The 23,538-nt window shown below is 70.4% G+C and carries 23 protein-coding genes and 1 tRNA gene; 14 read left to right on the forward strand and 10 right to left on the reverse strand.

The window, feature by feature from the left end:
• Positions 1 to 5: 5 nt before the first annotated feature.
• Positions 6 to 998, reverse strand: coding sequence for a ferrochelatase (locus R8F63_02380; protein MDW3217437.1), 993 nt, complete (start codon positions 996 to 998; stop codon positions 6 to 8).
• A gap of 132 nt (positions 999 to 1,130) precedes the next feature.
• On the opposite strand from R8F63_02380, the gene R8F63_02385 reads away from it, so the two are divergent.
• Complete coding sequence (locus R8F63_02385) at positions 1,131 to 2,024, forward strand: transglycosylase family protein (protein MDW3217438.1); 894 nt, start codon at positions 1,131 to 1,133, stop codon at positions 2,022 to 2,024.
• Between the two features lies 1 nt (position 2,025).
• On the opposite strand, the gene R8F63_02390 is transcribed toward R8F63_02385, so the two are convergent.
• Genes R8F63_02390 through R8F63_02400 form a run of 3 tightly spaced genes read right to left on the reverse strand, consistent with a single transcriptional unit; the run spans position 2,026 to position 3,889 of the window.
• Positions 2,026 to 2,358, reverse strand: coding sequence for a glutaredoxin domain-containing protein (locus R8F63_02390; protein ID MDW3217439.1), 333 nt, complete (start codon positions 2,356 to 2,358; stop codon positions 2,026 to 2,028).
• A 12-nt stretch (positions 2,359 to 2,370) separates the two neighbouring features.
• Positions 2,371 to 3,069, reverse strand: coding sequence for a crotonase/enoyl-CoA hydratase family protein (locus R8F63_02395; GenBank protein ID MDW3217440.1), 699 nt, complete (start codon positions 3,067 to 3,069; stop codon positions 2,371 to 2,373).
• A gap of 10 nt (positions 3,070 to 3,079) precedes the next feature.
• A complete protein-coding gene (locus R8F63_02400; protein ID MDW3217441.1) occupies positions 3,080 to 3,889 on the reverse strand; it encodes an SGNH/GDSL hydrolase family protein in 810 nt (269 codons plus the stop codon).
• On the opposite strand from R8F63_02400, the gene R8F63_02405 reads away from it, so the two are divergent.
• Together R8F63_02405 and R8F63_02410 are read left to right on the forward strand one after the other, a co-directional pair.
• Complete coding sequence (locus tag R8F63_02405; GenBank protein ID MDW3217442.1) at positions 3,890 to 5,650, forward strand: ABC-F family ATP-binding cassette domain-containing protein; 1,761 nt, start codon at positions 3,890 to 3,892, stop codon at positions 5,648 to 5,650.
• A gap of 63 nt (positions 5,651 to 5,713) precedes the next feature.
• Positions 5,714 to 6,355 (forward strand): NifU family protein, encoded by a 642-nt coding sequence (locus tag R8F63_02410; GenBank protein MDW3217443.1) that lies wholly within the window; start codon positions 5,714 to 5,716, stop codon positions 6,353 to 6,355.
• 13 nt (positions 6,356 to 6,368) lie between these two features.
• On the opposite strand, the gene dxs is transcribed toward R8F63_02410, so the two are convergent.
• Both dxs and R8F63_02420 read right to left on the reverse strand, forming a co-directional pair.
• Positions 6,369 to 8,213, reverse strand: coding sequence for a 1-deoxy-D-xylulose-5-phosphate synthase (gene dxs / locus R8F63_02415; GenBank protein ID MDW3217444.1), 1,845 nt, complete (start codon positions 8,211 to 8,213; stop codon positions 6,369 to 6,371).
• 39 nt (positions 8,214 to 8,252) lie between these two features.
• Entirely contained in the window at positions 8,253 to 9,089 is an 837-nt protein-coding gene (locus R8F63_02420; protein MDW3217445.1) for a phosphatase PAP2 family protein, read from the reverse strand.
• 87 nt (positions 9,090 to 9,176) lie between these two features.
• On the opposite strand from R8F63_02420, the gene R8F63_02425 reads away from it, so the two are divergent.
• From R8F63_02425 to R8F63_02440, 4 genes are all read left to right on the forward strand, one after another.
• A complete protein-coding gene (locus R8F63_02425; protein ID MDW3217446.1) occupies positions 9,177 to 10,568 on the forward strand; it encodes a TldD/PmbA family protein in 1,392 nt (463 codons plus the stop codon).
• 6 nt (positions 10,569 to 10,574) lie between these two features.
• A complete protein-coding gene (locus R8F63_02430) occupies positions 10,575 to 11,918 on the forward strand; it encodes a TldD/PmbA family protein (GenBank protein MDW3217447.1) in 1,344 nt (447 codons plus the stop codon).
• Positions 11,915 to 13,261 carry a TldD/PmbA family protein gene (locus R8F63_02435; GenBank protein MDW3217448.1) on the forward strand — a complete coding sequence of 449 codons (1,347 nt, stop codon included), beginning with the start codon at positions 11,915 to 11,917 and terminating at the stop codon, positions 13,259 to 13,261. Before R8F63_02430 ends, R8F63_02435 begins: the two co-directional genes overlap by 4 nt.
• Positions 13,262 to 13,331: 70 nt before the next feature.
• Positions 13,332 to 14,141: an undecaprenyl-diphosphate phosphatase gene (locus tag R8F63_02440; GenBank protein MDW3217449.1), complete on the forward strand. Its 810-nt coding sequence runs from the start codon at positions 13,332 to 13,334 to the stop codon at positions 14,139 to 14,141.
• Here R8F63_02440 and R8F63_02445 read toward each other — a convergent pair whose 3' ends face one another.
• On the reverse strand, positions 14,142 to 14,765 hold the full coding sequence (locus R8F63_02445; protein ID MDW3217450.1) for an SAF domain-containing protein: 624 nt from the start codon (positions 14,763 to 14,765) through the stop codon (positions 14,142 to 14,144).
• Between the two features lie 72 nt (positions 14,766 to 14,837).
• Positions 14,838 to 15,173, reverse strand: a complete 336-nt coding sequence (locus R8F63_02450; protein ID MDW3217451.1) for an FmdB family zinc ribbon protein — start codon at positions 15,171 to 15,173, stop codon at positions 14,838 to 14,840.
• Positions 15,174 to 15,224: 51 nt separating this feature from the next.
• On the opposite strand from R8F63_02450, the gene plsY reads away from it, so the two are divergent.
• The 7 genes from plsY (at position 15,225) to R8F63_02485 (ending at position 20,316) form a co-directional block, all read left to right on the forward strand.
• Positions 15,225 to 15,824: a glycerol-3-phosphate 1-O-acyltransferase PlsY gene (gene plsY, locus R8F63_02455; GenBank protein ID MDW3217452.1), complete on the forward strand. Its 600-nt coding sequence runs from the start codon at positions 15,225 to 15,227 to the stop codon at positions 15,822 to 15,824.
• Positions 15,825 to 15,922: 98 nt separating this feature from the next.
• The gene (locus R8F63_02460; GenBank protein MDW3217453.1) at positions 15,923 to 16,807 is read left to right on the forward strand and encodes a UTP--glucose-1-phosphate uridylyltransferase; all 885 of its coding nucleotides are present in this window, start codon (positions 15,923 to 15,925) and stop codon (positions 16,805 to 16,807) included.
• A 47-nt stretch (positions 16,808 to 16,854) separates the two neighbouring features.
• Positions 16,855 to 18,069 carry a molybdopterin molybdotransferase MoeA gene (locus tag R8F63_02465; GenBank protein MDW3217454.1) on the forward strand — a complete coding sequence of 405 codons (1,215 nt, stop codon included), beginning with the start codon at positions 16,855 to 16,857 and terminating at the stop codon, positions 18,067 to 18,069.
• The gene (moaA, locus tag R8F63_02470; GenBank protein MDW3217455.1) at positions 18,066 to 19,049 is read left to right on the forward strand and encodes a GTP 3',8-cyclase MoaA; all 984 of its coding nucleotides are present in this window, start codon (positions 18,066 to 18,068) and stop codon (positions 19,047 to 19,049) included. Before R8F63_02465 ends, moaA begins: the two co-directional genes overlap by 4 nt.
• A 31-nt stretch (positions 19,050 to 19,080) precedes the next feature.
• The gene (gene moaC / locus R8F63_02475) at positions 19,081 to 19,575 is read left to right on the forward strand and encodes a cyclic pyranopterin monophosphate synthase MoaC (GenBank protein MDW3217456.1); all 495 of its coding nucleotides are present in this window, start codon (positions 19,081 to 19,083) and stop codon (positions 19,573 to 19,575) included.
• A gap of 151 nt (positions 19,576 to 19,726) precedes the next feature.
• The gene (locus R8F63_02480) at positions 19,727 to 20,191 is read left to right on the forward strand and encodes a hypothetical protein (protein MDW3217457.1); all 465 of its coding nucleotides are present in this window, start codon (positions 19,727 to 19,729) and stop codon (positions 20,189 to 20,191) included.
• Positions 20,192 to 20,243: 52 nt separating this feature from the next.
• Positions 20,244 to 20,316 (forward strand) — tRNA-Ala (locus R8F63_02485).
• A 53-nt stretch (positions 20,317 to 20,369) separates the two neighbouring features.
• Here R8F63_02485 and R8F63_02490 read toward each other — a convergent pair.
• Together R8F63_02490 and R8F63_02495 are read right to left on the reverse strand one after the other, a co-directional pair.
• Complete coding sequence (locus R8F63_02490; protein ID MDW3217458.1) at positions 20,370 to 21,623, reverse strand: hypothetical protein; 1,254 nt, start codon at positions 21,621 to 21,623, stop codon at positions 20,370 to 20,372.
• A gap of 83 nt (positions 21,624 to 21,706) precedes the next feature.
• Positions 21,707 to 23,356, reverse strand: a complete 1,650-nt coding sequence (locus R8F63_02495; GenBank protein MDW3217459.1) for an ABC transporter substrate-binding protein — start codon at positions 23,354 to 23,356, stop codon at positions 21,707 to 21,709.
• Between the last annotated feature and the right edge of the window lie 182 nt (positions 23,357 to 23,538).

A 23,538-nucleotide genomic window follows, 5' to 3' on the forward strand; every position in this document is an offset into this window, starting at 1 on the left:
CGCGATCACGCGCGCGGACAGCAGTCCTGGGCGCACGGCATCGGTCGCGGTCCGTCGGGGCCGAGCGCGACGGGGGTGGCGCCGAATCGTCGTTCGTCGATGAGCGCTCGCCACATGTCGATGAACCGCGGATCGGGGCCCGTCCCGGGCGCCTCGACGAGGTGGAAGTCGAGGCCGAGGGCCGTCGCCGTCTGGCGGGCTTCATGGTCGAGGTCCCACGCGACCTCGACATGGTCGGACACGAAGCCGACCGGCACCACGACGGCATCGGTCACGCCGTCGTCGGTCAACCCGGCCAGATGGTCGTTGACGTCCGGCTCGAGCCACGGCACCGAGGGCGGCCCGCTGCGCGACTGCCACACCAGCGACCACGGCACACCGGGCGCCGCCTCGGCGACGAGGCCGGCGGCGTGTCCGAGCTGGCGCTCGTTGTCGCAGGTGGCGGCCAGGGCCGAGGGGATCGAGTGGGCGGTGAAGACGATCGCCGGGCGCGCCCCGGTGCGGTCGAGCGCCGCCCGTAGCCCGTCACGGAACGGCTCGATGAAGCCCGGATGGTCGAAGTAGGGCCGGATCTTGTCGATCGACGGCGCGGTCGGGCCCACCGTCGCGCGCGCCGCTTCGATGTCGTCGAGGTACTGACGGCACGCGGAGTAGGAGCTGTACGCCGAGGTGACGATGGCCAACGCCCGGCGCACGCCGTCCTCGGCCATCTCGGCCACCGTGTCGGTGAGATAGGGCGACCAGTTCCGGTTGCCCCAGTAGACGGGCAGGGGGGTGCCTGCGTGCGCCATCGCCTGTTCGAGTGCGGCGCGCTGGCGACGGCACTGCTCGTTGAGCGGACTCACGCCACCGAAATGGGCGTAGTGGGCGCCCACCTCGACCAGGCGCTCCCGTGGGATCCCGCGGCCGCGGGTGACGTTCTCGAGGAACGGCACCACGTCGTCGGGGCCCTCGGGGCCGCCGAACGAGACGAGGACGACGGCGTCGTAGTCGTGCACCCGCCCGAGGCTACGCGGTGTGGCGCGAGTTTCGTTTCGAGCAGGCCGCTGGCTAGTGTCCCGTCGTCCACCGGGTGGAGTACGGGTGTGCGCCGCCGCGCGCACGCACCGCCGGTCGGTGGGTGATCTGCGATGCGTTCCCGACCCACCTTCTCCGCCTTCTCCGCTGCCCTCGTGGCCGCCAGCGTCCTCGCCTTCGCGCTTCTCGGGCCCTGGGCGCCGTGGGCGGCCGCCGACGAGATCGAGGAGTTGCGGGCCGGGGTGCCGACGGGCGAGGAGGTCAGAAACGACATCGCCGACCTCTCGGCTCGGCGCGACGCGTTGTTCGCCGCTCTCAACACCGCCGAAGCCGATCTGACCCGCACCCTCGAAGCCCGCAACGGCTTCGACGACGAGCAGCGTCGCCTGGCCGCCCAGATCGAGGCCGCGACCAACCATCTCCGCAGCGTCGCCGTGCGCGCCTTCGTCAGCGGTGGGTCGACGGGCGAGCTGAAGTATCTGGCGAACGTGTCCGACGTGTCGGATCTCTCCTGGCGCCAATCGCTCCTGCACAACCACGCCGGGTCCTCGCAGGTGGCGTTGCAGCGACTCGAGGAACTGGAGGCGCAGGCGAGCGACGAGGTGCGGGCCAGCATCGAGCGGGCCGAGCGACTCCGGCGCGAGATCGCGTCGTTGGAGATCGACGTCGAGGCCATCGAGCCCCAGATCGCCGAGTTGCGGGAGCTGCAGCCGCTGGCGGACGCCTGGGATCGGGCCGCCATCGCGATCGAGGAAGGCCGCTACGGCATCGCGCCGTTGGAGAAGTGGGAGCGGATGCGCTTCTGCGAGTCGACCGACAACTATCAGGCCATCTCACCCACGGGGAAGTACCGCGGCGCCTACCAGTTCGACCGTCCGACGTGGCAGTCCGTCGGCGGCACGGGCGACCCGGCCGCCGCACCGCCGGAGGAACAGGACGCCCGGGCGCGCGAGCTCTACGCCCGACGGGGCGCCCAACCGTGGGAGTGCGGCTACCACCTCGAGTAGGTCAGCCGCCGAGCAGCCGGCGGGCGGCCCCGGCGATCCGTCCCGGCTGCGGCGGCTCCCAGCCCTCGGGCACGAGGTGGGGCGCCTTGTGGCTCAGGACGCCGATCACCTCGTCCGCCGACGGGTTCACGAGGCTGACGTCGCCGATCACGACCGTGGGCACCGTCTCGTTGCCGTTCGCGAGTTCGCGGACCCGGGCCGCATGGGCCGGGTCGTCCCAGATGTTGTGCTTGTCCAGCGGCACGCCGGCCCTCGAGAGGCTGCGGTCGAGCATCGAGCAGAAGCCGCAGCCCGGTCGCCAGTAGAACTCCACACTCTGCAACGGCTCCGTCATCGCGCGATGTCCTCAGCCGTCGACGGTGAACTGGCCCATGTCCGCGTCGAGCGTCGCGAGAACATGGTCGATGGTCGCCTGACGGGTGTTGACCCGCGTCTTCGCGAAGCCGCCGGGGCTGATCGCGTCGGCGTAGGCCGTGGCCCGGCCGATCACTGTGGACTCGAGTTCCGCGACCGGCACGATCTCGTCGACATAGCCGACGTCGAGCGCCTCGGCCGGGCTGTAGGTCGAGCCGAGCAGCGTGGCCCGGGTGTAGTGGCGCCGCGAGAGCCGATCGCGGGCGAGTTCGGTGGCGAACACCGGCAACGGCATCCCGATGGTGGTCTCGGGAAGGCCGATCTTGCCCGGGGAGTCGCTGGCGATCCGGATGTCGCACGAGAGGAGCACGAGGGCGCCCGCAGCCAACGCATGGCCGTCGGAGCCGGCGAGCACCGGTGCCTTGTGGCCGTAGAGCCGCATACAGAACTCGGCACCTCGCTTGGTGAGGGCCTGGGCCGCTTCGATGCCCTCCTTCATCACGGAGAGGTCGAAGCCGGCCGAGAACTTGCCCGGTCGCCCGAACAGCACGAGCGCCTTGGCATCGGTGGCGTCGTCGACGGCCGTGTTGAGGCGGTCGAGCACGTCGTGGCTCAGCGCATTGGCCTTGCCGTCGTCGATGCGGATGACGGCAATGTCGCCGTCGGATTCGAGGGTCACCGGTTCGGACATGGGTCCGACGCTATCGGTACCGCCGGACGTCCTCGCCATCGAGTGGGTCCCACTCGTCGGGTAAGGCCGCCGGATCCAGGTCGAGCGCGGCGGCGTAGGCATCGACCCATGCGCCGTAGCCATGGTCGTTCGGATGGAACCGGTCGGACGCGGAGCCGCGTCGCGGACCGCGCAGGTGGGGAACGACGTCCACGACATGGAGGCCCCGTCGAACCGCGGTCCGGGTGACCGAACGGTTGATCCAGCGGGCCGACGGCGAGACCGCCGGCGCCGGCAGGGTGGAGATGATCGTCTGCGGGGGGAGTTCGTCGATCAGTTCGTTGACCCGGGCCGAGACGGACGGCGGGTGGGGGTTGCGCATCAGATCGTTCGAGCCGACGCCGCAGGTGATGAGCGCGGCGCGTCGGTCCACCAACTCGACCAGCGGCAGCTGGTCCTCCCGGACGTGCAGACTGCGGGCGCCGCTGCGGCTGAGGTTCACGATGCCGTGCGGACGGCCGTCCGCAGCGAGCGCGCCGCCGATCCGGGCCACCCAGCTGCGGGAGATGTGGCTCGCCCCGACGCCCTGGGCGATGGAATCACCGAGCACGATCCAGAGCGGGTGGTCACCGGCCAGCGCCCGCGCCGTGACCTCGCGCCACGCCAACTCGCGCTCCTCGACCTGCGACGCGATCGCCCGCGTGCCCGGGCTGACCCGACTCAGGGCCCGGGTGAACGGCCGGGGCGACCAGGGGGCCCGGAGGTGCAACGCTTCGAGCACCGGATGGTGCGGATTCGCCGGAGCGGTGGGCTCGGGAATGGGGGACCTAGTCTGCGCCACGTGATCCTCGTCGACGTCGAGCGTGTGAACATGAGCCGCCCGAATCGGCCGGTCTTCAGCGATGTGTCGGTCACGATCGCCGCCGGCGACCGGCTGGGGGTCGTCGGTATCAACGGTACCGGCAAGTCCACGCTGCTCTCGGTCATCGCGGGAACGCGGGAGCCGGAGGGCGGCACGATCCGCCGAGGCCGCGACGTGTCGATCGCCGTCGTCGACCAGGTGACCAAGCTGCCGCCGGGCACCGTGCGCGACGCCGTCGGGGCCGGGTGGCGGGGTGAAGCGGCCCTGGACCGACTCGGCGTCGGCGACCTGATGGACCGGTCGACGGCTGAACTGTCGGGTGGGCAGGAGAAGCGGGTCGCCCTGGCCCAGGCGGTCGTCGCCGACGCCGACCTCCTCGTGCTCGACGAGCCGACGAACCATCTCGACGTCGACGCGATCGAGTGGCTCGAAGTCGAGCTCGCCGCGTTCAAAGGCGGGCTCGTCCTCGTGACCCACGATCGTCATGTCCTCGACGCCCTGACCACCCGCATCCTGGAGCTCGACCGCGGGACGTCGTACCTGCACGACGGAGGCTACGCGGGCTATCTCGAGGGCCGTGCCGCCCGCGAGGAACGAGCGGCCGCGTCCGAGTCCACGCGCCGGAACCTCGCCCGCCGCGAGCTGGCGTGGCTGCGGCGCGGAGCGAAGGCGCGGACCCGCAAGAGCCGGTCCCGCGTCGAGCGGGCCCACGAGCTGATCGACGGTGGGCCCCAGGCCGCCGCCCGTGAGGGGGATCTCGATCTCGCCCAGCTCCACAAGGGCACGCCCCGGCTCGGCGACCAGGTCATCGAGCTCCACGACGTCACGGTCGGTTTCGAGGACCACGAGCCGCTCGTGACCGGGCTCGACCTCCTCCTCGACCGGCGCGAACGGCTGGGAATCGTCGGGGCGAACGGGAGCGGGAAATCGACGCTCCTCGACGTGATCGCCGGACGGCGTCCGCCCCTCGACGGTCGAGTGGTGTTCGGTCCCACGGCCCAGGTCGCCCTGCACGACCAGCGCGGTCGCGACCTCCCGCCACAGAGCAGGGTCCGCGACCTGATGGCCGGCGACGGCGCGGAGCCGGACTGGTGGGACATCGCCCTCCTCGAGCGCTTCTGGTTCGACCGCGACACCCAGCATTCGCCGGTGGAGCTCCTGTCGGGTGGCGAACGGCGCCGGATCCAGCTCGTCCTGACCCTCGCGTCGAAGCCCAACGTGCTCCTGCTCGACGAGCCCACGAACGATCTCGATCTCGACACACTGCGGGCGCTCGAGGACTTTCTCGACGACTGGCCGGGTGCCGTGATCGTCGTGAGTCACGACCGCACGTTCCTCGATCGCACCGTCGACGACGTGCTGGTGATCGACGGCGGCCGGGCCCAGCGCTGGCCCGGCGGCTACGCCCAGTGGCTCGAGGACCGGCGCACCTCCGGCCTCCGGGGGAGTGTCGCGACCACCGAGGAGCGCCCGAAGCCCGCGTCGGTGGCCGACGCGGGCCGAGTCGCGGACCGGGGCGGACGCTCCCGCAGCACGATCCGCCACGAGTTGAAGACCGCCGAGAAGGCGATGGCGCAGGCGCAGCGTCGGCGGGAGGCGCTCGACGACGAACTGGCCTCGGCCGGTACCGATCACGTCCGTCTCGCCGACGTCGGTCGGGAGATCGCGGAAGCGGACGAGGAACTCGCCGCCGCCGAGGAGCGCTGGCTCGAACTGTCCGAGGAGCTGGACGGGCAGTGACGTCGGCGCAGGTCGGGCGCGGGCGGAGATGTACATCGCCGGTCGGTCGCTACCCTGATCGTCATGACCGACACGGCCACCCCTGAGACGGAATCCGGCCCCGGCGAGGTGCTCATCGTCACCGACGCCGCCCGCGCCACGGTGATGGACATCCGGGCCCAGGAAGACGATGCCGACGCGCTCGGCCTGCGGGTCGAGGTCACCGGCGCCTCCGGCGTCGACTACACCTACGACCTCTCGCTCGAGGCGATCGCCGAGGCGGCCGAGGGCGACTACGTCCGCGAGCACGAGGGCCTCACCGTCATCGTTCCCGCCGACAGCGTCAGCGCGCTCACCGGCGCGACGCTCGACCTCCCATCGATCGCCGGCCAGGGCGGTCTCGTGATCCGCAACCCGAACCGCCCCAACCCGCTGGGGGATCTCGGCCAGCTGGAGCTGGTGGGCGACGCGGCGGAGAAGGTCACGATCCTGCTCGCCGAGCGCATCAACCCGGCGCTGGCGTCACACGGCGGGTTCGCCGAGCTCGTCGGGGTCGAGGGCGACAAGGCGTTCGTCACGATGGGCGGCGGCTGCCAGGGCTGCGCCATGAGCGCGGCCACGCTGCGCGAGGGAATCACCAAGGCGATTCTCGAGGCGATCCCCGAGATCACCGAAGTGGTCGACACCACCGACCATGACCAGGGCGAGAACCCCTACTACAGCTAGCGCAGCTCGCGAGTCAGAGCAGGTCGCGAACGCTGGCGGCGATGCCGTCGGCATCGAGGCCGAAGCCCGCGTGGATGCTGTCCGCATCGCCGTGGGGCACGTATTCCGTCGGCACGCCGAGCACTCGCACCCGGCAGTCGGCATCGCGCTCGCCGAGCGCATCACGCACACCGGCGCCGGCCCCGCCGATGCGTAGACCGTCCTCGACGGTCACCACGACGCGGTGGCCGGCGATGTCGTCGATCATCGCCGGATCGAGCGGGGTGACGAGGCGGGGGTCGTAGACGGTCGCGTCGATGCCGTCGGCGGCGAGCAGGTCCGCCGCGCCCTGGACTGCCGGAAGCATCTGTCCGAAGCCGAGCAGGGCGACCGAACCGTCGCCGGTGGTGAGCTTGCGGGCGCCGAGTCCGGCACCGATCTCGTTGTCCGCGACGTGGGCGGCCTTGCCCCGCGACCAGCGGATGGCGACCGGGCCGTCGGTGAGCCCCATCGCGTCCTCCATCATCTGCTGGAGTTCCTGGTAGCTCGACGGCGCGAACACCGTCATGCCCGGGACCTTGGTGAGGAGGACGAGGTCGAGGATGCCGTGATGCGATGCGCCGTCGGGCCCGGTGATGCCGGCCCGGTCGAGGCAGAAGATCACCGGCTGGCCGTGCAGGCCGACGTCCAGGTTGACCTGATCGAACGCCCGGGTGAGGAAGGTGGCGTAGACCGCGATCAGTGGACGGAGCCCGCCCATCGCCATGCCGGTGGCGGCCGTGACGGCGTGCTGCTCCGCGATGCCGACGTCGATGCAGCGATCGGGGAACCGTTCACGGAAGGGGAGCAGACCGGTGGAATCGGGCATCGCGGCGGTGATCGCGACGAGCTCGGGGTGTTGGTCGCCGAGCTTGACGAGCGTCTCGGAGAAGGCGGCGGTGTAGGAGCCTTCCTTCATCGACGGGGTGTCGGCGAGACCCGGCTTCGCGTCGTGCATGTTCTTGACGTCGTCCTGCTCCGCCGGCGCGTAGCCGCGGCCCTTCTGGGTGAGGACGTGGACGACGACGGGGCCCTCGAACTCCTTCGCGTTCTGGAGCGCCTCCTCGACCGATGCGATGTCGTGGCCGTCGAAGGGACCCATGTAGCGCACGCCGAGATCCTCGAAGAACGCCGACGGCTCCCACATCTCGCGCACGGCCGCCTTCGACATCTTGAGGCCGCGACCGATCTGCTCGCCGACCCACGGGATGCGCTCGGCGATCTCCTCGATCTTGGCCTGACGCCGCATGTAGGTGGGGTTGTTGCGGATCTTGACGAGGCTCTCCGACAGCTTCGAGACCGTCGGGGCGTAGGACCGGCCGTTGTCGTTCAGGACGATGACGACGTCGTTCTCACTGTGACCGAGGTTGTTGAGCCCCTCGAACGCCATGCCCCCGGTCATGGCGCCGTCGCCGATCACCGCGACGACTTCACGGCGGGCGTCGTTCGCCTGGAATGCAGTGGCGAGCCCGTGGGCGTAGGAGAGCACCGTGGAGGCGTGGCTGTTCTCGATCCAGTCGTGGGCCGACTCGCTGCGCGACGGGTAGCCCGAGAGCCCTCCGGTCTCGCGAAGACTGCGGAAGTCGCCGAGCCGTCCGGTCAGGATCTTGTGGGCGTAAGCCTGATGGCCGGTGTCCCACAGGATCGCGTCGTGGGGCGAGCGGAACACCCGGTGCAGGGCGATGGTGAGCTCCACGGCGCCGAGGTTCGAGCCGAGATGGCCACCGTGTACGTTGACCGATTCGATGATGGCGTGGCGGATCTGATCGGCGAGGTCGTCGAGCTCGTCGTAGGAGCGCCCCTGGAGGTCCTCGGGACCGGTGATTGCGTCGAGCAGCATGAGCCTTGCCTCGGGGATGGCGCGGTGATCGCCGTGTCCCTATCCGTCGTCGAGCGTATCGCTCGACGACGCCGGAACGAGGACGCGGCCGGGAAGGAGCCGGGACAGCGGGCGAGCCAGCACGAGTCCGGCGGCGAGCGCCATGAGGCCGCCGATCGCGTCGAACCAGTAGTGGTTCGCGGTCACGACGATCGCGAAGAGGGTCAGGAACGGGTACGACACGATCGAGATGCGGGCCCAGCGCCGGCGCAGCACCGGATACAGCGCCAGCGCACACCAGGTGGCCCAGGCGATGTGCAACGACGGCATGGCCGCGTACTGGTTCGAGATCGACTCCATCGGACCGTTCTCGAAGTTCCAGAGCCCTCCGGGGTCCACGAGGGTGTCGACGTACTCGTGCTCCAGGGCGCAGGCGCCGTATTCCGAGGTGCAGGCGGCGAGCAGGCGCGGCGGCATGAGCGGGAAGAAGGCGAATCCGATGAGGGCGACGCCGGTGGTGGCGGCGAGCGCCGACCGCATGAAGATGTAGCGCTGGGGGAACTTCAGGAACAACCAGACCATCGCGAAGATGGTCACGCCGAAGTGGAAGCTCCCGTAGAAGGCGTTCCAGAACACGATGAAGGCGTCCGCGTCGAGGAATGTCCGCTGGATCCACTCCTCGTGGTACAGCCCCATCGCCTTCTCGATGTCGATGATGCGGATGGCGTTGTCGAACGATTCCTCGAGGATGTCGCCGCCGAGGGCCGACCCGAACTGGTTCCGGACCATCGAGTAGACGATGTAGAAGGCGATCGTGATCCCGCCCTCGACCCACCACTTGAGACCGGCATCAGCGGGGCTGCCGCCATCGGTGTCGGGGTCGGTGGGAGGGATCATCGTCTGCGTCGTCACCGTCGCTCCGCGGTGCGCTCGTCGAACCGGTCGGCGGTACCATAGCCAACCCCCGGCCCAGGAGGTCCCCACGTGCTCGACCACGAACTCATCAACCGCACACTCGGCGCCGCCTTGCGGACCGGAGGTGAGTTCGCGGAGGTGTTCGTGGAGGACAAGCGCTCGTCGTCAGCCACGCTGGACGACGGCCGGGTCGAGGAACTCACGAGCGGTCGTGACCGGGGTGCGGGCATCCGTGTCGTCGTCGGCGACACCACCGGTTTCGCCCACACGGCCGACCTGTCCGAGACGGGGCTGCGCAACGCCGCCGATGCCGCAGCGGCCGCCGCTCGTGGCGGTGGCGGCGGCGTGCGGGAGGTCGCGGTCACGCCGGTCGACACGCCCCGCACCAACGGCGCTCGTATCGCGCCGGAGGACGTCGCCAAGGCCACGAAGGTCGAGCTGCTGTCCCTCGCAGACGCCGCGGCCCGGGGCGAGGGCAACGCGATCACCCAGGTGTCGGCCCGCTACGGCGACAGTCGGCGCCGGATCCTCGTCGCGAACAGCGACGGGCTCCTCGCCGAGGACGACCAGGTCCGCACCCTCTTCTCGGTGTCGTGCGTGGCGACGGGCGACACCGGTCTCCAGACCGGCCGGGAGTCCACCGGCCGCACGATCGGTTTCGAGCTCTTCGACGAAGCCGACGTGGAGGACATGGCCCGGCGAGCCGCCGGTCGAGCCATCACGAAGCTCGCCGCCCGACCAGCGCCCTCGGGCGCGATGCCGGTGGTGGTCGGTCCCGGTGGCGGTGGCGTGCTGTTCCACGAGGCCTGCGGCCACGGCCTCGAAGCCGACCTCGTCGCGAAGGCGGCGTCGGTCTTCGCCGGCCGGGTCGGTGAAGAGGTGGCGACGCCACTGGTGACGCTCGTCGACGACGGCACGATGGCCGGCGAGTGGGGGCACTTCACGATCGACGACGAGGGTCGGCCGGCCCACCACAACGTGCTGATCCAGGACGGGGTGCTCACCGACTACATGTGGGACCACCTGCGGGCCCGCAAGGAGGGTCGCCCGAGCAGCGGCAACGGGCGCCGGCAGAGCTATCAGCACCTCCCGATGGTGCGGATGACCAACACCTACATCGAGAACGGGTCCGACGATCCGGCCGACATCGTGAGCAGCACCGACAACGGGATCTATGTCGCCCAACTCGGCGGGGGCCAGGTCAACACGGCCACCGGCGACTTCGTCTTCGGCATGACCGAGGCGTACCTGATCGAGAACGGCGAGATCACCGAACCGATCCGCGAGGGGAACCTCATCGGCAACGGCCCGGAGGTCCTCACCCGCATCGATGCGCTCGGCGACGACTTCGCGATGGGGTCGCCCGGCACCTGCGGCAAGGACGGCCAGGGCGTGCCGGTGGGCGACGGCACCCCCACCCTGCGGGTCACCAGCCTCACCATCGGCGGCACCGCCGCCTGATGATCGATGCCTGAACTGATCGACATCGCGACCCGCGTCGTGGGCTGGGCCGAGGCCGGTGAGCAGGTCGAGGCCTACGTCGTCCACGAACGCGAGACCGAGATCCGCGCCTACGAGGGCGAGGTCGAGTCCCTGACTTCGGCCGAGAGTCAGGGGGTCGGCGTCCGGGTCGTGGTCGACGGTCGCCAGGGCTACGCCTACGCCGGCACGCTCGACGAGACGGTGCTGCGCGAGACCATCCAGGAAGCCCGCGACAACGCGGCCTTCGCCGAGGCGGACGAGTTCAACGGCGTCGCCGCCGCCGACGGTGTGGCTCCGGCGGCGCTCGACCTGTACGACCACGACCTCGCGGCGTTCCCCACGGATGCGAAGGTCGCGTTGGCGATCGAACTCGAGCGAGCGACGCGGGCCGCCGATCCGAGGATCTCCGGCATCGAGTCCGCCGAATACGTCGACAGCATCGGTGAGGCCGCGGTGGCCAACTCCGAAGGCGTCGTCGCGTCCGCCGCCGAAACCGGCTGCTACCTCTCCGCCTACTCGCTGGCCGAGGCGGACGGCGAGACCCAGACGGGTTTCGGGTTCTCGATCGGACGGGGGGCGGCCGAGCTCGACTCGGCGGCCGCCGCCGACGACGCGGCGGAGCGGGCGACCCGACTCCTGGGTGCGGTGAAGCCGCCGACGCAGCGCCTCACCGTCGTCCTCGATCCGTGGGTCACCGCCCAGATGCTCGGCATCATCGGCCACACGCTCACCGGCGAGGCCGTGCAGCGGGGCCGTTCCCTGTTCGCCGACCGGATGGGGGAGCAGGTGGGCGTCGCCGAGTTGACCCTGCTCGACGACGCGACGAACCCCGACGCGTTCACCGCCACGATCGTCGACGGGGAGGGGCTGGCGACCCGGCCGACACCGCTCATCGACGGTGGCGTTCTCCAGGGGTTCCTCCACAACAGTTACACGGGGCGCCGCGGCGCCACCGGCTCGACCGGTTCCGCGGTCCGCGGCGGATTCAAGAGCGGTCCGGGCGTCGGTGCGCACGCCCTCGCCCTGACCCCGGGCACCCGGACGCAGGCCGAGCTCATCGCCGGTATCGACGACGGGCTCCTCGTCCAGGGCGTCGCCGGTCTCCACTCCGGGGTCAACCCCGTCTCGGGCGATTTCTCGACCGGGGCCGAGGGGCTGCGGATCCGTGGTGGCGAGCTCGCCGAGCCGGTGCGGGAGATCACGATCGCGTCCACCATCCAGCGGCTGCTCCTCGACATCCAGGCCATCGGCTCGGATCTCGAATGGCTGCCGATGTCCGCGGCCGGTGTCAGCATCGTCGTCGCCGATGTGACGATGTCCGGCGCGTGACGGACCTCAACGAGCTCGCCCGTTCGATCCTGGCCGGTGCCGCGGGCGACGAGTCCGTGGAGGTCTGCGTCGGGCGGGCGGTCGAGACCGAGGTGCGGGTCCACGGCGCCGCCGTGGAGTCGCTCACGGTGGCGGAGTCGCACGGCATCGGGGTGCGGGTCGTGGTCGACGGACGCGAGGGAATCGCCCACGCGGGCAGCTTCGACGACGACGTCGTCCGTACCCTGCTGCACGAGGCCCGGGACAACGCCGGATTTGCCGAGCCGGACGATCGGGTCGGGCTCGCCCGCCCCGACGGGGTCGCTGTCGTGGCGGTCGATCGCTGGGATCGCGCGGTCGAGACCACGAGCACCGACGACAAGATCGCGCTCGCCCTCGAGCTCGAGGCTGCCGTCACCGCCGCCGACGAACGCGTGCGGGGCGTGCGGGCCGCGATCTACGGCGACACCCGCAGCGAGACCGCGGTGGTGAACACCCACGGCATCGACGCCCACACGTCGGCGACGATGGCGTCCATCTCCACCAGCGTGCTCGTGGACGACATCGACGGCGGCACCCGCACCGGCGGCGCGGTGGATGCGGCCCGCGGACCGACGGCGTTGGACGTGGCGAAGGTCGCCGATCTCGCCGTGGCCCGGGGCCTGCAACTGTTGGGGGCCGGTCCGCCGACGACCGGTCGCCCGCTCGTGGTGTTGGAGCCGCGCTTCGCAGCGACGATTCTCGCGCTGGTCGCGGGGATGCTCTCCGGTGAGCGGGTGGTGAAGGGGCGCACGCCGTTCGCGGACCGAATCGGCGACGCGGTGGCGGCCGGCGCCCTGACGCTCTACGACGACCCGACCGACGCCGCCAGTCTCGGTGCCGCTGCGACCGACGGCGAAGGGCTCGCGTGTCGCCGGGTCCCCCTGATCTCCGGGGGTTCGCTCGACGGGTATCTCCACGACACCCGCAGCGCCCGCGGCCTCGGCACGTCCTCCACGGGCTCCGCGCTCCGTGCCGTGCGGGGCACGCCCGGGCCCGGCCATCGCTCGCTGCACGCGGCGCCCGGTGACGGGGGCCTCGACGAGTTCATCGCCGGCATCGCCGACGGGTTGCTCGTCGCCTCCCTTCAGGGGCTGCACTCCGGGGTCAACGCGGTCAGTGGCGACTTCTCCGTCGGCGTCGAGGGGGTGCGCATCCGTGATGGCGCGCTCGCCGAACCGATCCGGGAGGCCACGCTGGCGGGGGCGATCCCGCGCATGCTGCTCGACATCGAATCGGTCGGCGCGGACCTCGAGACCCAACCCGGCGGGGCGATCGTGCCGTCGCTGGTCCTCGCGGGGCTGACCCTCGGCGGCGGCGCCTGATGCCCACCTCCTCCCCCGAAGATCGGCCGTAGGCTCAGCGCACGTCCGCTGGTGCCGACCGGAAGCCGCCATGGAAATCCTCCACGCCATCGTCCTCGGCATCGTGCAGGGACTCTCGGAGTTCCTCCCGATCTCCTCGAGCGGCCATCTCGAGCTCACCCGTTGGCTGTTCGAGTGGGACGACCTCTCGCCCGAGCTCGAGACCTCCTTCGACGTCGCCGTGCACCTCGGCACTCTTCTCGGCGCGATCGCGTATCTGCGACGCGATGTCGCGAAGTACGTCGCCGCCGGGTTCGCGCCGCTGCGGCGCCAACCGTTGACGACCGACGGACGCGTCGCCTGGTTCCTCGTGGCATCGGCGGTGCCGGCCGGCATCACCGGCGTCCTGCTCAAGGACCAGATCGCCGATCTCGACAGCATCGCCATGATCGCCGTGATGCTGATCGTGTTCGGCCTGCTCCTGCTGGTCGCCGATCGTCTCCCGCAGCGTCGCCCGCTCGACGAGTTCACCCTGCGCGACGCACTGCTCATGGGGCTCGGTCAGGCCCTCGCCCTGCAACCGGGCGTGTCGCGCTCGGGGGCGACCCTCACCGTGTCGCGGTTCCTCGGGTTCGAGCGTGATGCCGCGGCCCGGCTCGTCTTTCTGATGAGCCTGCCGATCATCGCCGGGGCCGGGGTGTTCTCGCTGGCCGATGCGGACATCCCGAGCGACTTCTGGCCGCCGTTCCTGTACGGCATGGCGGCGTCGGCGGTGACCGGTTGGGTCGCCGTCTGGGGCACGCTCCGGCTGGTCCGGTCACGCAGCTTCACGCCGTTCGTGGTCTATCGGGTCGCCGCCGGTGCGGCCGTCCTCGGCATCCTCGCCACCGGCTGGCGCTAGTCATCCCACCAGCACGGCGACGACCTCGCCGGTCGTGAACGTGCGGATCACGGCGGGCAGAACCGACTCGGCGACCGCGACGAGGGCCCGGCCCTCCTCGACGTCGACCACCCGGGCGCGGCGGGCCACCACGTCGCCGGTGAGCAGGGCGTAGAGATCGACCAGGTCACCGGCGGAAAGGTGCGCAGCGTCGGCCCCCAGCGTCACGAGGCCCTCGTCCGGTCGGAGCTGGGAGGCGAGTCGCCCGGCGCCACCGAGGCGCTCGTCGCGCAGGATCTCCCCCTCGGCGAGGTCCACGGCACTGCGCCGACCTGCCGGCGCGGTGGTGAGTGCATCCGCCGGGAGCGCGATCGCCGGGAGACGGCGGGCCGCGGTGTTGGCGTCCGTCAGGAGCGTTCCGGCGTCGATCGCCGTGGTGGCCACCCACACGTCGGCCGCCGGCTCCCACGCTCGCTCCCTGGCCGCGGCCCGGTCGTCGGCATGGCGCCCCAGTTGGGCGAGGACGAGCGCGAGCACGAGGGTGACCGCGAGGCGTGCCGGTCGGCTGCGCCCGGCCACCCGCACGGTGCCGAGGAGCGTCCGGGGATCGGTGAGCGAGGCGGACGGACGGCTCGGATCGGACATGGTGTTCCCGCGCTTTCCGGAAGAGGCGGGGAAGTGGTGGGGAAGTGGAGGAGCCGGTCGACCCGGCCGGGGTCAGTCCGACGAGGAGGAACCCGACGAGCCCGACGACTTCGAGTCCGACGACGTCGAACTCGAGGACGCCGAGTCGGACGTGTTCGAGGAGCTCTCACCGCTCGACGGCGCATCCGCCGTGCGGCTCGACGAACTCGAGCCGTGGTCGTTCTTGTAGAAGCCGTCGCCCTTGAACGAGATGCCGACCTTGCTGAACACCTTCTTCACGGCGGCGCCGCAGGTGTCGGACTCGCCGTCGTGGGTCTGGGGGCACGTCTCGAGCGCGTCGTCGGAGAACGACTGCCACAGCTCGAACATCTCGCCCGTGCGTTCACATCGATAGTCGTAGGTCGGCACGAGGTTGGAGGATACCGATCGTCCTGCGTGGCGGCACCATACGATGGCACCGTGGTCCTCGCAGTGGCGCTCGTCGTGGCGGCCTACGCCGTCGGCACGTTCCCGACCGCGCAGATCGTCGGTCGCCGTTTCGGCGTCGACCCGACCGAGCAGGGATCCGGCAATCCCGGTGCGTCGAACGTGTACCGCCTCGGTGGGCGCAAGGCCGGCGTCATGGTGTTCGCCATCGACGCGCTCAAGGGCGCGATCCCGGCGGGCGTCGCCCTCCTGGTCGCCGGTCGGCCGGAGGCGCACGCGGTGTGGCTCGCCGCCGTCGCCGGCCATGTCTGGCCGGTTACCCGGGGGTTCCGGGGCGGCAAGGGCGTGGCGACTGCGGGAGGCGCCGGTCTGGTCATCAGTCCGGTCATCGGTCTGGCCTGTGCGGCCGTCTTCGTGCTCACCGTGAAGGTTGCGAGGGTGGCGGCGCTGGGATCACTCGGCATCGCGATCTCGTATCCGGTCATCGCCGCCATCGCCCGTTTCCCGGCCTGGGAGATCGCCGCGTCGTCGGCGGTCGCGCTCGTGCTCGTGGTGCGTCATCAGTCGAACATCCGTCGGCTCATCCGCGGCGAGGAGAACAGCATCGAGGACTCGGGACCCGCGGCGGCCTGAACCCGGCTCAATTCGGCCGCGAAGCCGCCGATGTGTGTTTCAACAGCACCGGTTCGCCGTAGCGTTGGCGCCCGGGTGGGGATCGGAAAGTCTGAGCAATGACGAAGCACGTTCGCACCGCCGTGATACCGGCCGCCGGCCTCGGCACCCGGTTCCTGCCGGCCACGAAGTCGCAGCCCAAGGAGATGCTGACGGTCGTCGACCGCCCGGCGATCCAATGGGTGGTCGAGGAGGCGGTCGCGGCCGGCATCGACGATGTCCTGATCATCACCAGTCCGACCAAGAAGGGCGTCGAGGACCACTTCGACCGCATGGCGGAACTCGAGACCCTGCTCGAGGCCAAGGGCAAGGTCGAGATGCTGGCGAGCGTCCGTCGGATCACCGAGATGGCGACGTTCCATTTCACCCGGCAGGGTGCCCCCCTCGGACTGGGTCACGCCGTGTCCATGGCCGCGCGACACATCCGCGACGAACCGTTCGCGGTCCTGTTGCCCGACGAGCTCCTGCCCGACGGCGGCGCGACCCTGCGCCGGATGATCGACGAGTGTGAGCGATCCGGGTCGTCCGTCGTCTCGCTGTTCGAGGTCGACGGCCCCGACATCTCGAACTACGGCTGCGCCGGGTTCTCGCGGCGCGACGGCGACATCGTCGAGATCGACCGCATCGTGGAGAAGCCCGTCTTCGAGGACGCGCCGTCCAACCTCAAGGTCACGGGCCGCTACGTGTTCACGCCCGAGATCTTCGAGAAGCTCGCGATCACCGAACCGGGCAAGGGCGGCGAGATCCAGCTGACCGACGCCATGGCGATGCTGATCGGTGATCCGGGTCTCAAGGGACTCGTCATCAAGGACCCGGGCTACGACGCCGGTCAGAAGCTCGACTGGCTCCGTGCCAACGTCGAACTCTCGCTGGACGACCCGGTTGTCGGTTCGCAGGTGGCCTCCATGATCCGCGAGATCATGCAGGGCCGCGGCCTCGCCTGAGCGACGCAGAGGTCGTATCCGTCGCGATCGTCTGGCACGCTGGCGCGATGCTGCCGCTCGACGAGGCTCGCGACCATGTGCTCGATCGCATCCACGCGGCTGCGCCGCGTCCGGTGCTCCTGGCCGACGCGGCCGGGCTGGTGCTCGCGGACGCCGTCGTCGCCACGGAGACGGTTCCGCCCTTCGACAACACCGCGATGGACGGCTTCGCGGTGATCGCAGCCGACACCGTGGATCCCCCGAACCGGCTCCGGGTCACCGGCACCGTGGCCGCCGGCGCGGCCGCCACCGACACCCTGCGACCCGGTGACGCCATGCGCATCATGACCGGCGCCCCGATGCCTCCCGGCGCCGACGCCGTGGTGATGGTCGAGCGCACGACCTACGACGAGGCCGCGACGACGGTGGACGTCGAGATCGAGGTGCCGCCGGGGAACCATGTCCGCGGCGCCGGCGAGGACGTCCTCCCCGGCGACGTCCTGTACGAAGCCGGCACCGTTCTCACGGCCGGCCACCTCGGTGTGCTCGCCAGCGTCGGCGTCCCCACGGTCGATGTCATCCCCCGCCCGGTCGTGGGGGTGGTCTCCACCGGTGACGAGCTCGTCGACGACGGGCGTCCGCTCGAACCCGGTGAGATCCGGGACTCGAACCGGCGAACGCTGCTGACCCTCCTCGAGGAGTCCGGGTTCACCGCCGTCGACCTCGGACTGGCACGCGACGACGAGGCGGAGATCGAGCGGGTGTTCCGCCGCGGGGTCGAGGAGTGCGACGCCGTCCTGTCCTCCGGCGGGGTCTCCATGGGGGCATTCGACTATGTGAAGGTCGTGCTCGACCGGATCGGCGACATGCGTTGGATGCAGATCGCCATCAAGCCGGCCAAGCCGTTCGCCTTCGGCCTCGTGGGCGACGTGCCGGTCTTCGGGCTCCCGGGCAATCCGGTCAGTTCGATGGTGAGCTACGAGCTGTTCGCCCGGCCGGCGCTGCGCAAGATGGCGGGTTGTCGGCGGCTCGAGCGACCGCGGCGCATCGCCGTCAGCGACGACGCGCTCGGACGCCACGACGACGGCAAGACGCACTTTCTCCGGGTCGACGGCGGGCCGGACGATTTCGGGCGCTGGCGTATCCGCAAGCTGGGCGGGCAGGGGTCGCACCAGTTGACGGCGATGGCCCGGGCGACGGCGCTCGCCGTCGTGCCCGACGGCGTCGACATCCGCGAGGGCGATGAGGTCGAGATCATCCCGCTGGGTACTCTGGACGCATGAGCGCGCAGCTGATCGACGGCTTCGGGCGGGTCCACCGCGACCTCCGGATCTCCGTCACGGACCGGTGCAACTTCCGCTGCGCGTACTGCATGCCCGAGGAGGGCATGCAGTGGCAACGCCGCGAGGACCTCCTCAGCTTCGAGGAGATCGAGCGGGTGGCCCGCATCATGGTCGAGCGCTACGGCGTCGACGGGATCCGTCTCACCGGCGGCGAGCCCACGGTCCGGGCGCGGCTTCCGATCCTCGTCGAGAAGCTCGCCGCCCTGGGCGTCGATCTGGCGATGACCACCAACGGGGTCACGCTGCCCCTGCTCGCCTCGGAGCTGAAGGCCGCCGGCCTGCGACGGGTCAACATCTCGCTGGACTCCCTGCGCCACGACCGGTTCGAGGAGCTGACCCGCCGCGACGAACTCGACCGGGTGCTCGAAGGCATCGAGGCGGCGAAGGCTGCCGGCTTCGATCCCGTGAAGATCAACGTCGTCGTCATGAAGGGCATCAACGACGACGAGGTGCTCGACTTCGCCCGCTTCGGTCGCGAGAACGACGTCACCGTCCGGTTCATCGAGTTCATGCCCCTCGACGCGGACGAGATCTGGAACAACGACCGCGTCCTGACCCAGGACGAGATCCTGGCGACGCTGCGGACGGAGTTCGAGCTCGAGCCGGTCGAGCGCACGTCGGCCCCGGCCTCCCGCTGGCGTTACGCGGACGGCGCCGGTGAGATCGGCGTGGTCGCGAGCGTGAGCCAGTCGTTCTGCGACACCTGCGACCGCGTGCGCATCACGGCGGACGGCCAGTTCCGCAACTGCCTGTTCGCCACGGACGAGACCGATGTGCGGGCCCTGCTCCGTGGCGGTTCCACGGACGACGTGGTCGCGGCGGCGCTCGAGCGCACCGTTGCCGCCAAGTGGGCCGGCCACCAGATCAACCAGGTCCACTTCATCCGGCCACGGCGTTCGATGTCCGAGATCGGCGGCTAACGCCGTCGCCGGAGCGATCTAGACTCCCGGCATGTCGGATCACGGATTCACGCATCTCGACCCGATGGGTCGCGCCCGGATGGTCGATGTGACGCCCAAGGAGGCCACCCATCGCCGGGCGATCGCCCGGGGGCGGGTGTCGATGACTCCGGAGACGGCGTCGGCGGTGGCCCAGGGCGCCATCAAGAAGGGCGACGTGTTGGCCGTGGCCCGCGTCGCCGGCATCCAGGCGGCCAAGCGGGCCTCGGATCTGCTGCCGCTGTGTCACCCGTTGCTCGTGGGCGCGGTCACCGTGAACTTCGAGATCAACGAGGAGAGCATCGACATCGAGGCGGCCGTGGAGACGGTCGATCGCACGGGCGTCGAGATGGAAGCGCTGACGGCGTGCAGTGTGGCGGCGCTCACCGTGTACGACATGTGCAAGTCGAAGGACCGCGGCATGGTGATCGGCGAGATCGCCCTGTGGGAGAAGACCGGCGGGCGAAGTGGTCACTACAAGCGGGTGGCGGACGACGCCGACGTCTGAATCGTGACCGGGGTCACGTCGGGAAATCATCGGCCCGAATGATTGCCCACGTATGTCGTTCGTTATACAATCGTAACTTGGAGTACGGGTCGCCTTCCGGGGCGGCCGTCTTGACGGTGCCGCCGCACCGCACCTGGAGGAGACACATCTGATGAAGGAGTCGATTGTTCTCCTGATTCTCGGCGCCTGCTGGGCGGGTTATCTCGGCTGGTACTGGCGTGAGAACCGGCGAACGTCGGATCGCCGTCGTGACGGCATCCGAGCGTTCTCGTCCGGCCTGGGCACCCTCGGCGGCTCGGCCGCCCGGTCCGGCGCGTTCGCGCCCGGCCTTCCGCCGCTCGCGCCCCGCACCGCATCCGACGCCGCCCGGCGCCGTCGTGAGGTGCTCATGGGGCTCAGCGTCGCGGCGCTCGTCACCTTCTTCGCCGCGATCGGCATCGGCGGCGCGATCGTCGTCTCGATCCACCTGCTGATCGACGCCGCGTTGATCGGGTACGGCTACCTCCTCGTGCAGCACCGCAATGCGGCCGCCGAGCGCGAGATCAAGGTCACGATGCTGCATCCCGAGCGGTCCTCGGCCACGGCCGCGGAGCCTGTCCGCGCCCTCGGCGGCTGAACCACAGCCGGTTCGAATCGTCGTCGCGAGCCGCTACCATGGCGGCTCCCACGGGGGTGTAGCTCAGTTGGTAGAGCGCCTCGGTCGCATCGAGGAGGCCAGGGGTTCAACTCCCCTCACCTCCACCCCGTGAAGCCCCAGGTCGGTGCGCGAGCACCCCGGCCTGGGGCTCTCTCGTTCAGAGCAGTGCCGCGTCGGCGACGTAGATCGTGCGGGTGAACCGGTCGACCCGCAGGAGGGTGCCGGTGAAGGCGATCGTGTCGCCGCGGTCGACGTCGCTGTCGGCGGGAAGGTCGACGATGGCGCGCACCCGATTCGACATCAGGGTGCTCGCCCCGACCGAACCGATCCGCATGGTGGTCTTGGTCCCCGGCTCATCGCCGAAGTCGCGGTCGCTGCGATAGTCACGCGAGCTCTCGACCTCGGCGGACCACTCGATGGTCTCGCCGGCGTACCTCGTTTCGAACTCCCGCTCGATCTCGTGTCCGCGCCGGCTGCTGCCGAACAGCGCATCGATCGTGTCCTGCTGAGCCAACGAGGGCGGGGCGCGATCGGGCTCTGCGTCCGGTTCGGGTCGGGGCGGAGGTGCGGGCAGAGCGGAAGCCGCCTCGTGCCGGGCGATCTGTTCGTCGGCGACGGCGGCCCAGCCGGCGACCTCCTCGTCGCCGGGCAGCTCGGTGGCGGCCGCCGCGAGGATGGGTTTCGCCTCCTCGGCGCGGTCGAGGGCGATGAGGGCCTCGGCCTCGAGCACCTTCGTGACCGTGTTCGGCTCGGCGTCGGCCGCCGCGGCCGCGTGGAGCGCGTCCGCAGCGTCGGTGAGGTCGCCGTCGTCTCGCTGCGCCAGCGCGGCGTTCACCGGACCGGGGTCGCCGAGGAGGCGGGCACTGTCGACGAGCCGGTTCAGCGAGGCCAGGAGGCGGTCCTGGTTCCGTTCGACCCGCCGGGTCTCGACCCGGATCGTGCTGTCGGTGATGACGGCACTGGGCCAGGTCGAGAAGATGCTGAGGATCGCGGCGCGGCGAGCCGGGGTCAGAAACGCCTGCAGCGCCGCACCATCGGCCCCGTCGATCTCGACCGACGAGTCGAAACGGGGATCGCCGATGACGGCATCGGCGCCGCCGAACATCCCCCGCAGGAACGAGCCGACCCCCTGGCGGCGGAACTGCACGGGCGGCCCGACACTCGGGAACGTGACGGTGTACTGCGTGACCCGGCGCTGGCTGTCGCCGCTGCCGCGACTCACGACGCGGGCGTCGACGTGAACGCCCCTGATCGTGCCGCTCATCGACGGGCTGCGAAACATCGACCTGCTGGTCGTCGTCAGCCCGGTGCGGCGGCCGACGGTGGACCAGCTCTGATCGGTGGCCTGTTTCTGCACCGCCTGGATGGCGAACGCGATGATCCCGATGAAGATGATGAGTCCGAAGCCCACGCGGGCCAGTGTTGCACCCGGACGCGAAGGATCCCGGCCACGAGGCCGGGATCCCTGGCGTCAGATGGAGTCAGCCGGAGTGACTAGCGGGGCGCAGGGCGCCAGTCGTTCTGACCGGTGATGCAGATCGGTTCGCCGTTGGCCCGGGTGAACGGCTGGGGCTGATCGCACGGGAACACCCAGTCGAGCGTCTGGATCGCGTCGGCCGTCTGGGTCTTGCCCGGCGTGATGCTCGCGGGGATCTGTCCGCCGGTGTCGACCGGTCCGAGGTTGGCGAGCGCCGCCTGCACGTCCGCCACCGTCGGGTTGTCGCCGGCGTTGTAGATCGCCCGCAACGCGATACGGAGGATGGAGCAGACGCTGGACACCATGTTGTAGGCGGAGTCGCCCTCGTCGTCCCACGCGTGCGACGCCCCGGACGGGCTGTTCTCGGCGTAGACCCGGTTGCACTCGGCGGCGAACGGGTTGGGTTCGAAGCCCGGCTCCCGCTCGCTGCCCGTGGCCCGGAAGTCGATGATCTGCGCGCCGTTGTAGAGATTGCCCGCATCCACGTTGTTGGCGATCTGGCCGGAGACCAACTCGCTCGCCTGGCTGTTGAAGTCGCTGGCGTAGAACTGCACGTCGCCGACCTCGTAGCCCTGGTTGACCATCTCCGCGACATAGCCGGGGGCCGACAGGATGTTGAGCACGTTGAAGAAGACATCGACGCCGGCATTGCGCATGTTGGTGACGGATTGGGGCACGCCACCGGCGCAGACGGTTCCGCCGCCGCAGTCGATCACGTCGAACACGATGTCGAAGCCCGCATCGTTGAGGGTGTCGACGAGACCGGCCTCGACCGCCTCGGCCTGACCGGGCGTGTTGGGCGCAGCGACCCCGAGCGTCTTGCCCTCGAGCGCGCCGTTGGCGATGAGGTCCAGGGCCATGAAGCGCACGCTCTCCTCGAGCGTCGGGCTCATCGAGATCAGCCGGTCCTCGCCGCGTTCCATCCACTCCTCGGTCTGGCCCTGCGTCGAGATGAACGCCGTTTCCTGCTCCTCGACGAGGCACAGGTTGGCCGTGCCCTGGAAGCCGCTGCTGTTCATCACGATCACGGCATCGAAGTCCTCCGTCATCGCGAGACACGCCTGGTTGCGCTCGGCGTCGACCTGGTCGCCCAGGAGCGGGGCCTCGGCGTAGCCGAGGTTGACGGTGCGGCCGCGCACGCCACCGCACTCGGTGTTGACGTAGTCGACGAGGACGTCGAACATCTCCTCCGGATCGCCGACCGGGATGCCGAAGCCGATGTCGACGGCCTCCTCGAGGCGGCTGCGGATGTGGCCGATGCGCACCTCGTCGGCGGTGATGCCCGCGTCGGTGTCGACCCGGTCGCTCGCCGCATCGTGGGGCAGGCACACCGCATCGATCTGGGTGAACGGGTCGTCGCTGCGGTCGTAGGTCTGCTGGAACTCGTCGAAGACCCCACCGCGGGGGTCTTCGTAGAAGTTCGGTTCGCCGGAGCTCCCGTCGTCGCCCGTGCCGTCGTCACCGGTGCCGTCGTCGCCCGTGCCGTCGTCGCCGGTGCCGTCGTCGCCGGTGCCGGTGCCGTCGTCGCCCGAGTCATCGCCCGAGTCGTCGCCGGTTCCGTCGACGGATGCGTCGCCGTCGCCGTCGCTGCTCTCTCCGCCGCACGCGGCGGCGAGGAAGGTGAAGGCCAGCAGGATGGCGAGCCACCGGGTGGTGCGCGTGGACATGGGGTTCCCTCCAGGGTGGTTCCAGCCGAAGGTGGTGCATCGGCGTCGGGTCCGGAAGCACCAGCGTGACACACGGCACGTCGCTCTGCGTATTCACCGCGGCAACCGAACCGCGTTCGGATCGCGTCGAGTCTTGGCGCGAGTCGCCGGAAGCAGCCAGAATGTCGCCCGGCCGCGTCCTG

The sequence above is a fragment of the Acidimicrobiales bacterium genome (assembly GCA_033344915.1).
Taxonomy (GTDB): Bacteria; Actinomycetota; Acidimicrobiia; order Acidimicrobiales; family Aldehydirespiratoraceae; genus JAJRXC01.

Coding starts and splice junctions, on each gene's coding strand:
- R8F63_02385 (MDW3217438.1), top strand. CDS start 1,131: ATGCGTTCCCGACCCACCTTCTCCGCCTTCTCCGCTGCCCTCGTGGCC.
- R8F63_02390 (MDW3217439.1), bottom strand. CDS start 2,358: ATGACGGAGCCGTTGCAGAGTGTGGAGTTCTACTGGCGACCGGGCTGC.
- R8F63_02395 (MDW3217440.1), bottom strand. CDS start 3,069: ATGTCCGAACCGGTGACCCTCGAATCCGACGGCGACATTGCCGTCATC.
- R8F63_02410 (MDW3217443.1), top strand. CDS start 5,714: ATGACCGACACGGCCACCCCTGAGACGGAATCCGGCCCCGGCGAGGTG.
- dxs (MDW3217444.1), bottom strand. CDS start 8,213: ATGCTGCTCGACGCAATCACCGGTCCCGAGGACCTCCAGGGGCGCTCC.
- R8F63_02420 (MDW3217445.1), bottom strand. CDS start 9,089: ATGATCCCTCCCACCGACCCCGACACCGATGGCGGCAGCCCCGCTGAT.
- R8F63_02430 (MDW3217447.1), top strand. CDS start 10,575: ATGCCTGAACTGATCGACATCGCGACCCGCGTCGTGGGCTGGGCCGAG.
- R8F63_02440 (MDW3217449.1), top strand. CDS start 13,332: ATGGAAATCCTCCACGCCATCGTCCTCGGCATCGTGCAGGGACTCTCG.
- R8F63_02445 (MDW3217450.1), bottom strand. CDS start 14,765: ATGTCCGATCCGAGCCGTCCGTCCGCCTCGCTCACCGATCCCCGGACG.
- R8F63_02460 (MDW3217453.1), top strand. CDS start 15,923: ATGACGAAGCACGTTCGCACCGCCGTGATACCGGCCGCCGGCCTCGGC.
- R8F63_02465 (MDW3217454.1), top strand. CDS start 16,855: ATGCTGCCGCTCGACGAGGCTCGCGACCATGTGCTCGATCGCATCCAC.
- moaA (MDW3217455.1), top strand. CDS start 18,066: ATGAGCGCGCAGCTGATCGACGGCTTCGGGCGGGTCCACCGCGACCTC.
- moaC (MDW3217456.1), top strand. CDS start 19,081: ATGTCGGATCACGGATTCACGCATCTCGACCCGATGGGTCGCGCCCGG.
- R8F63_02480 (MDW3217457.1), top strand. CDS start 19,727: ATGAAGGAGTCGATTGTTCTCCTGATTCTCGGCGCCTGCTGGGCGGGT.
- R8F63_02495 (MDW3217459.1), bottom strand. CDS start 23,356: ATGTCCACGCGCACCACCCGGTGGCTCGCCATCCTGCTGGCCTTCACC.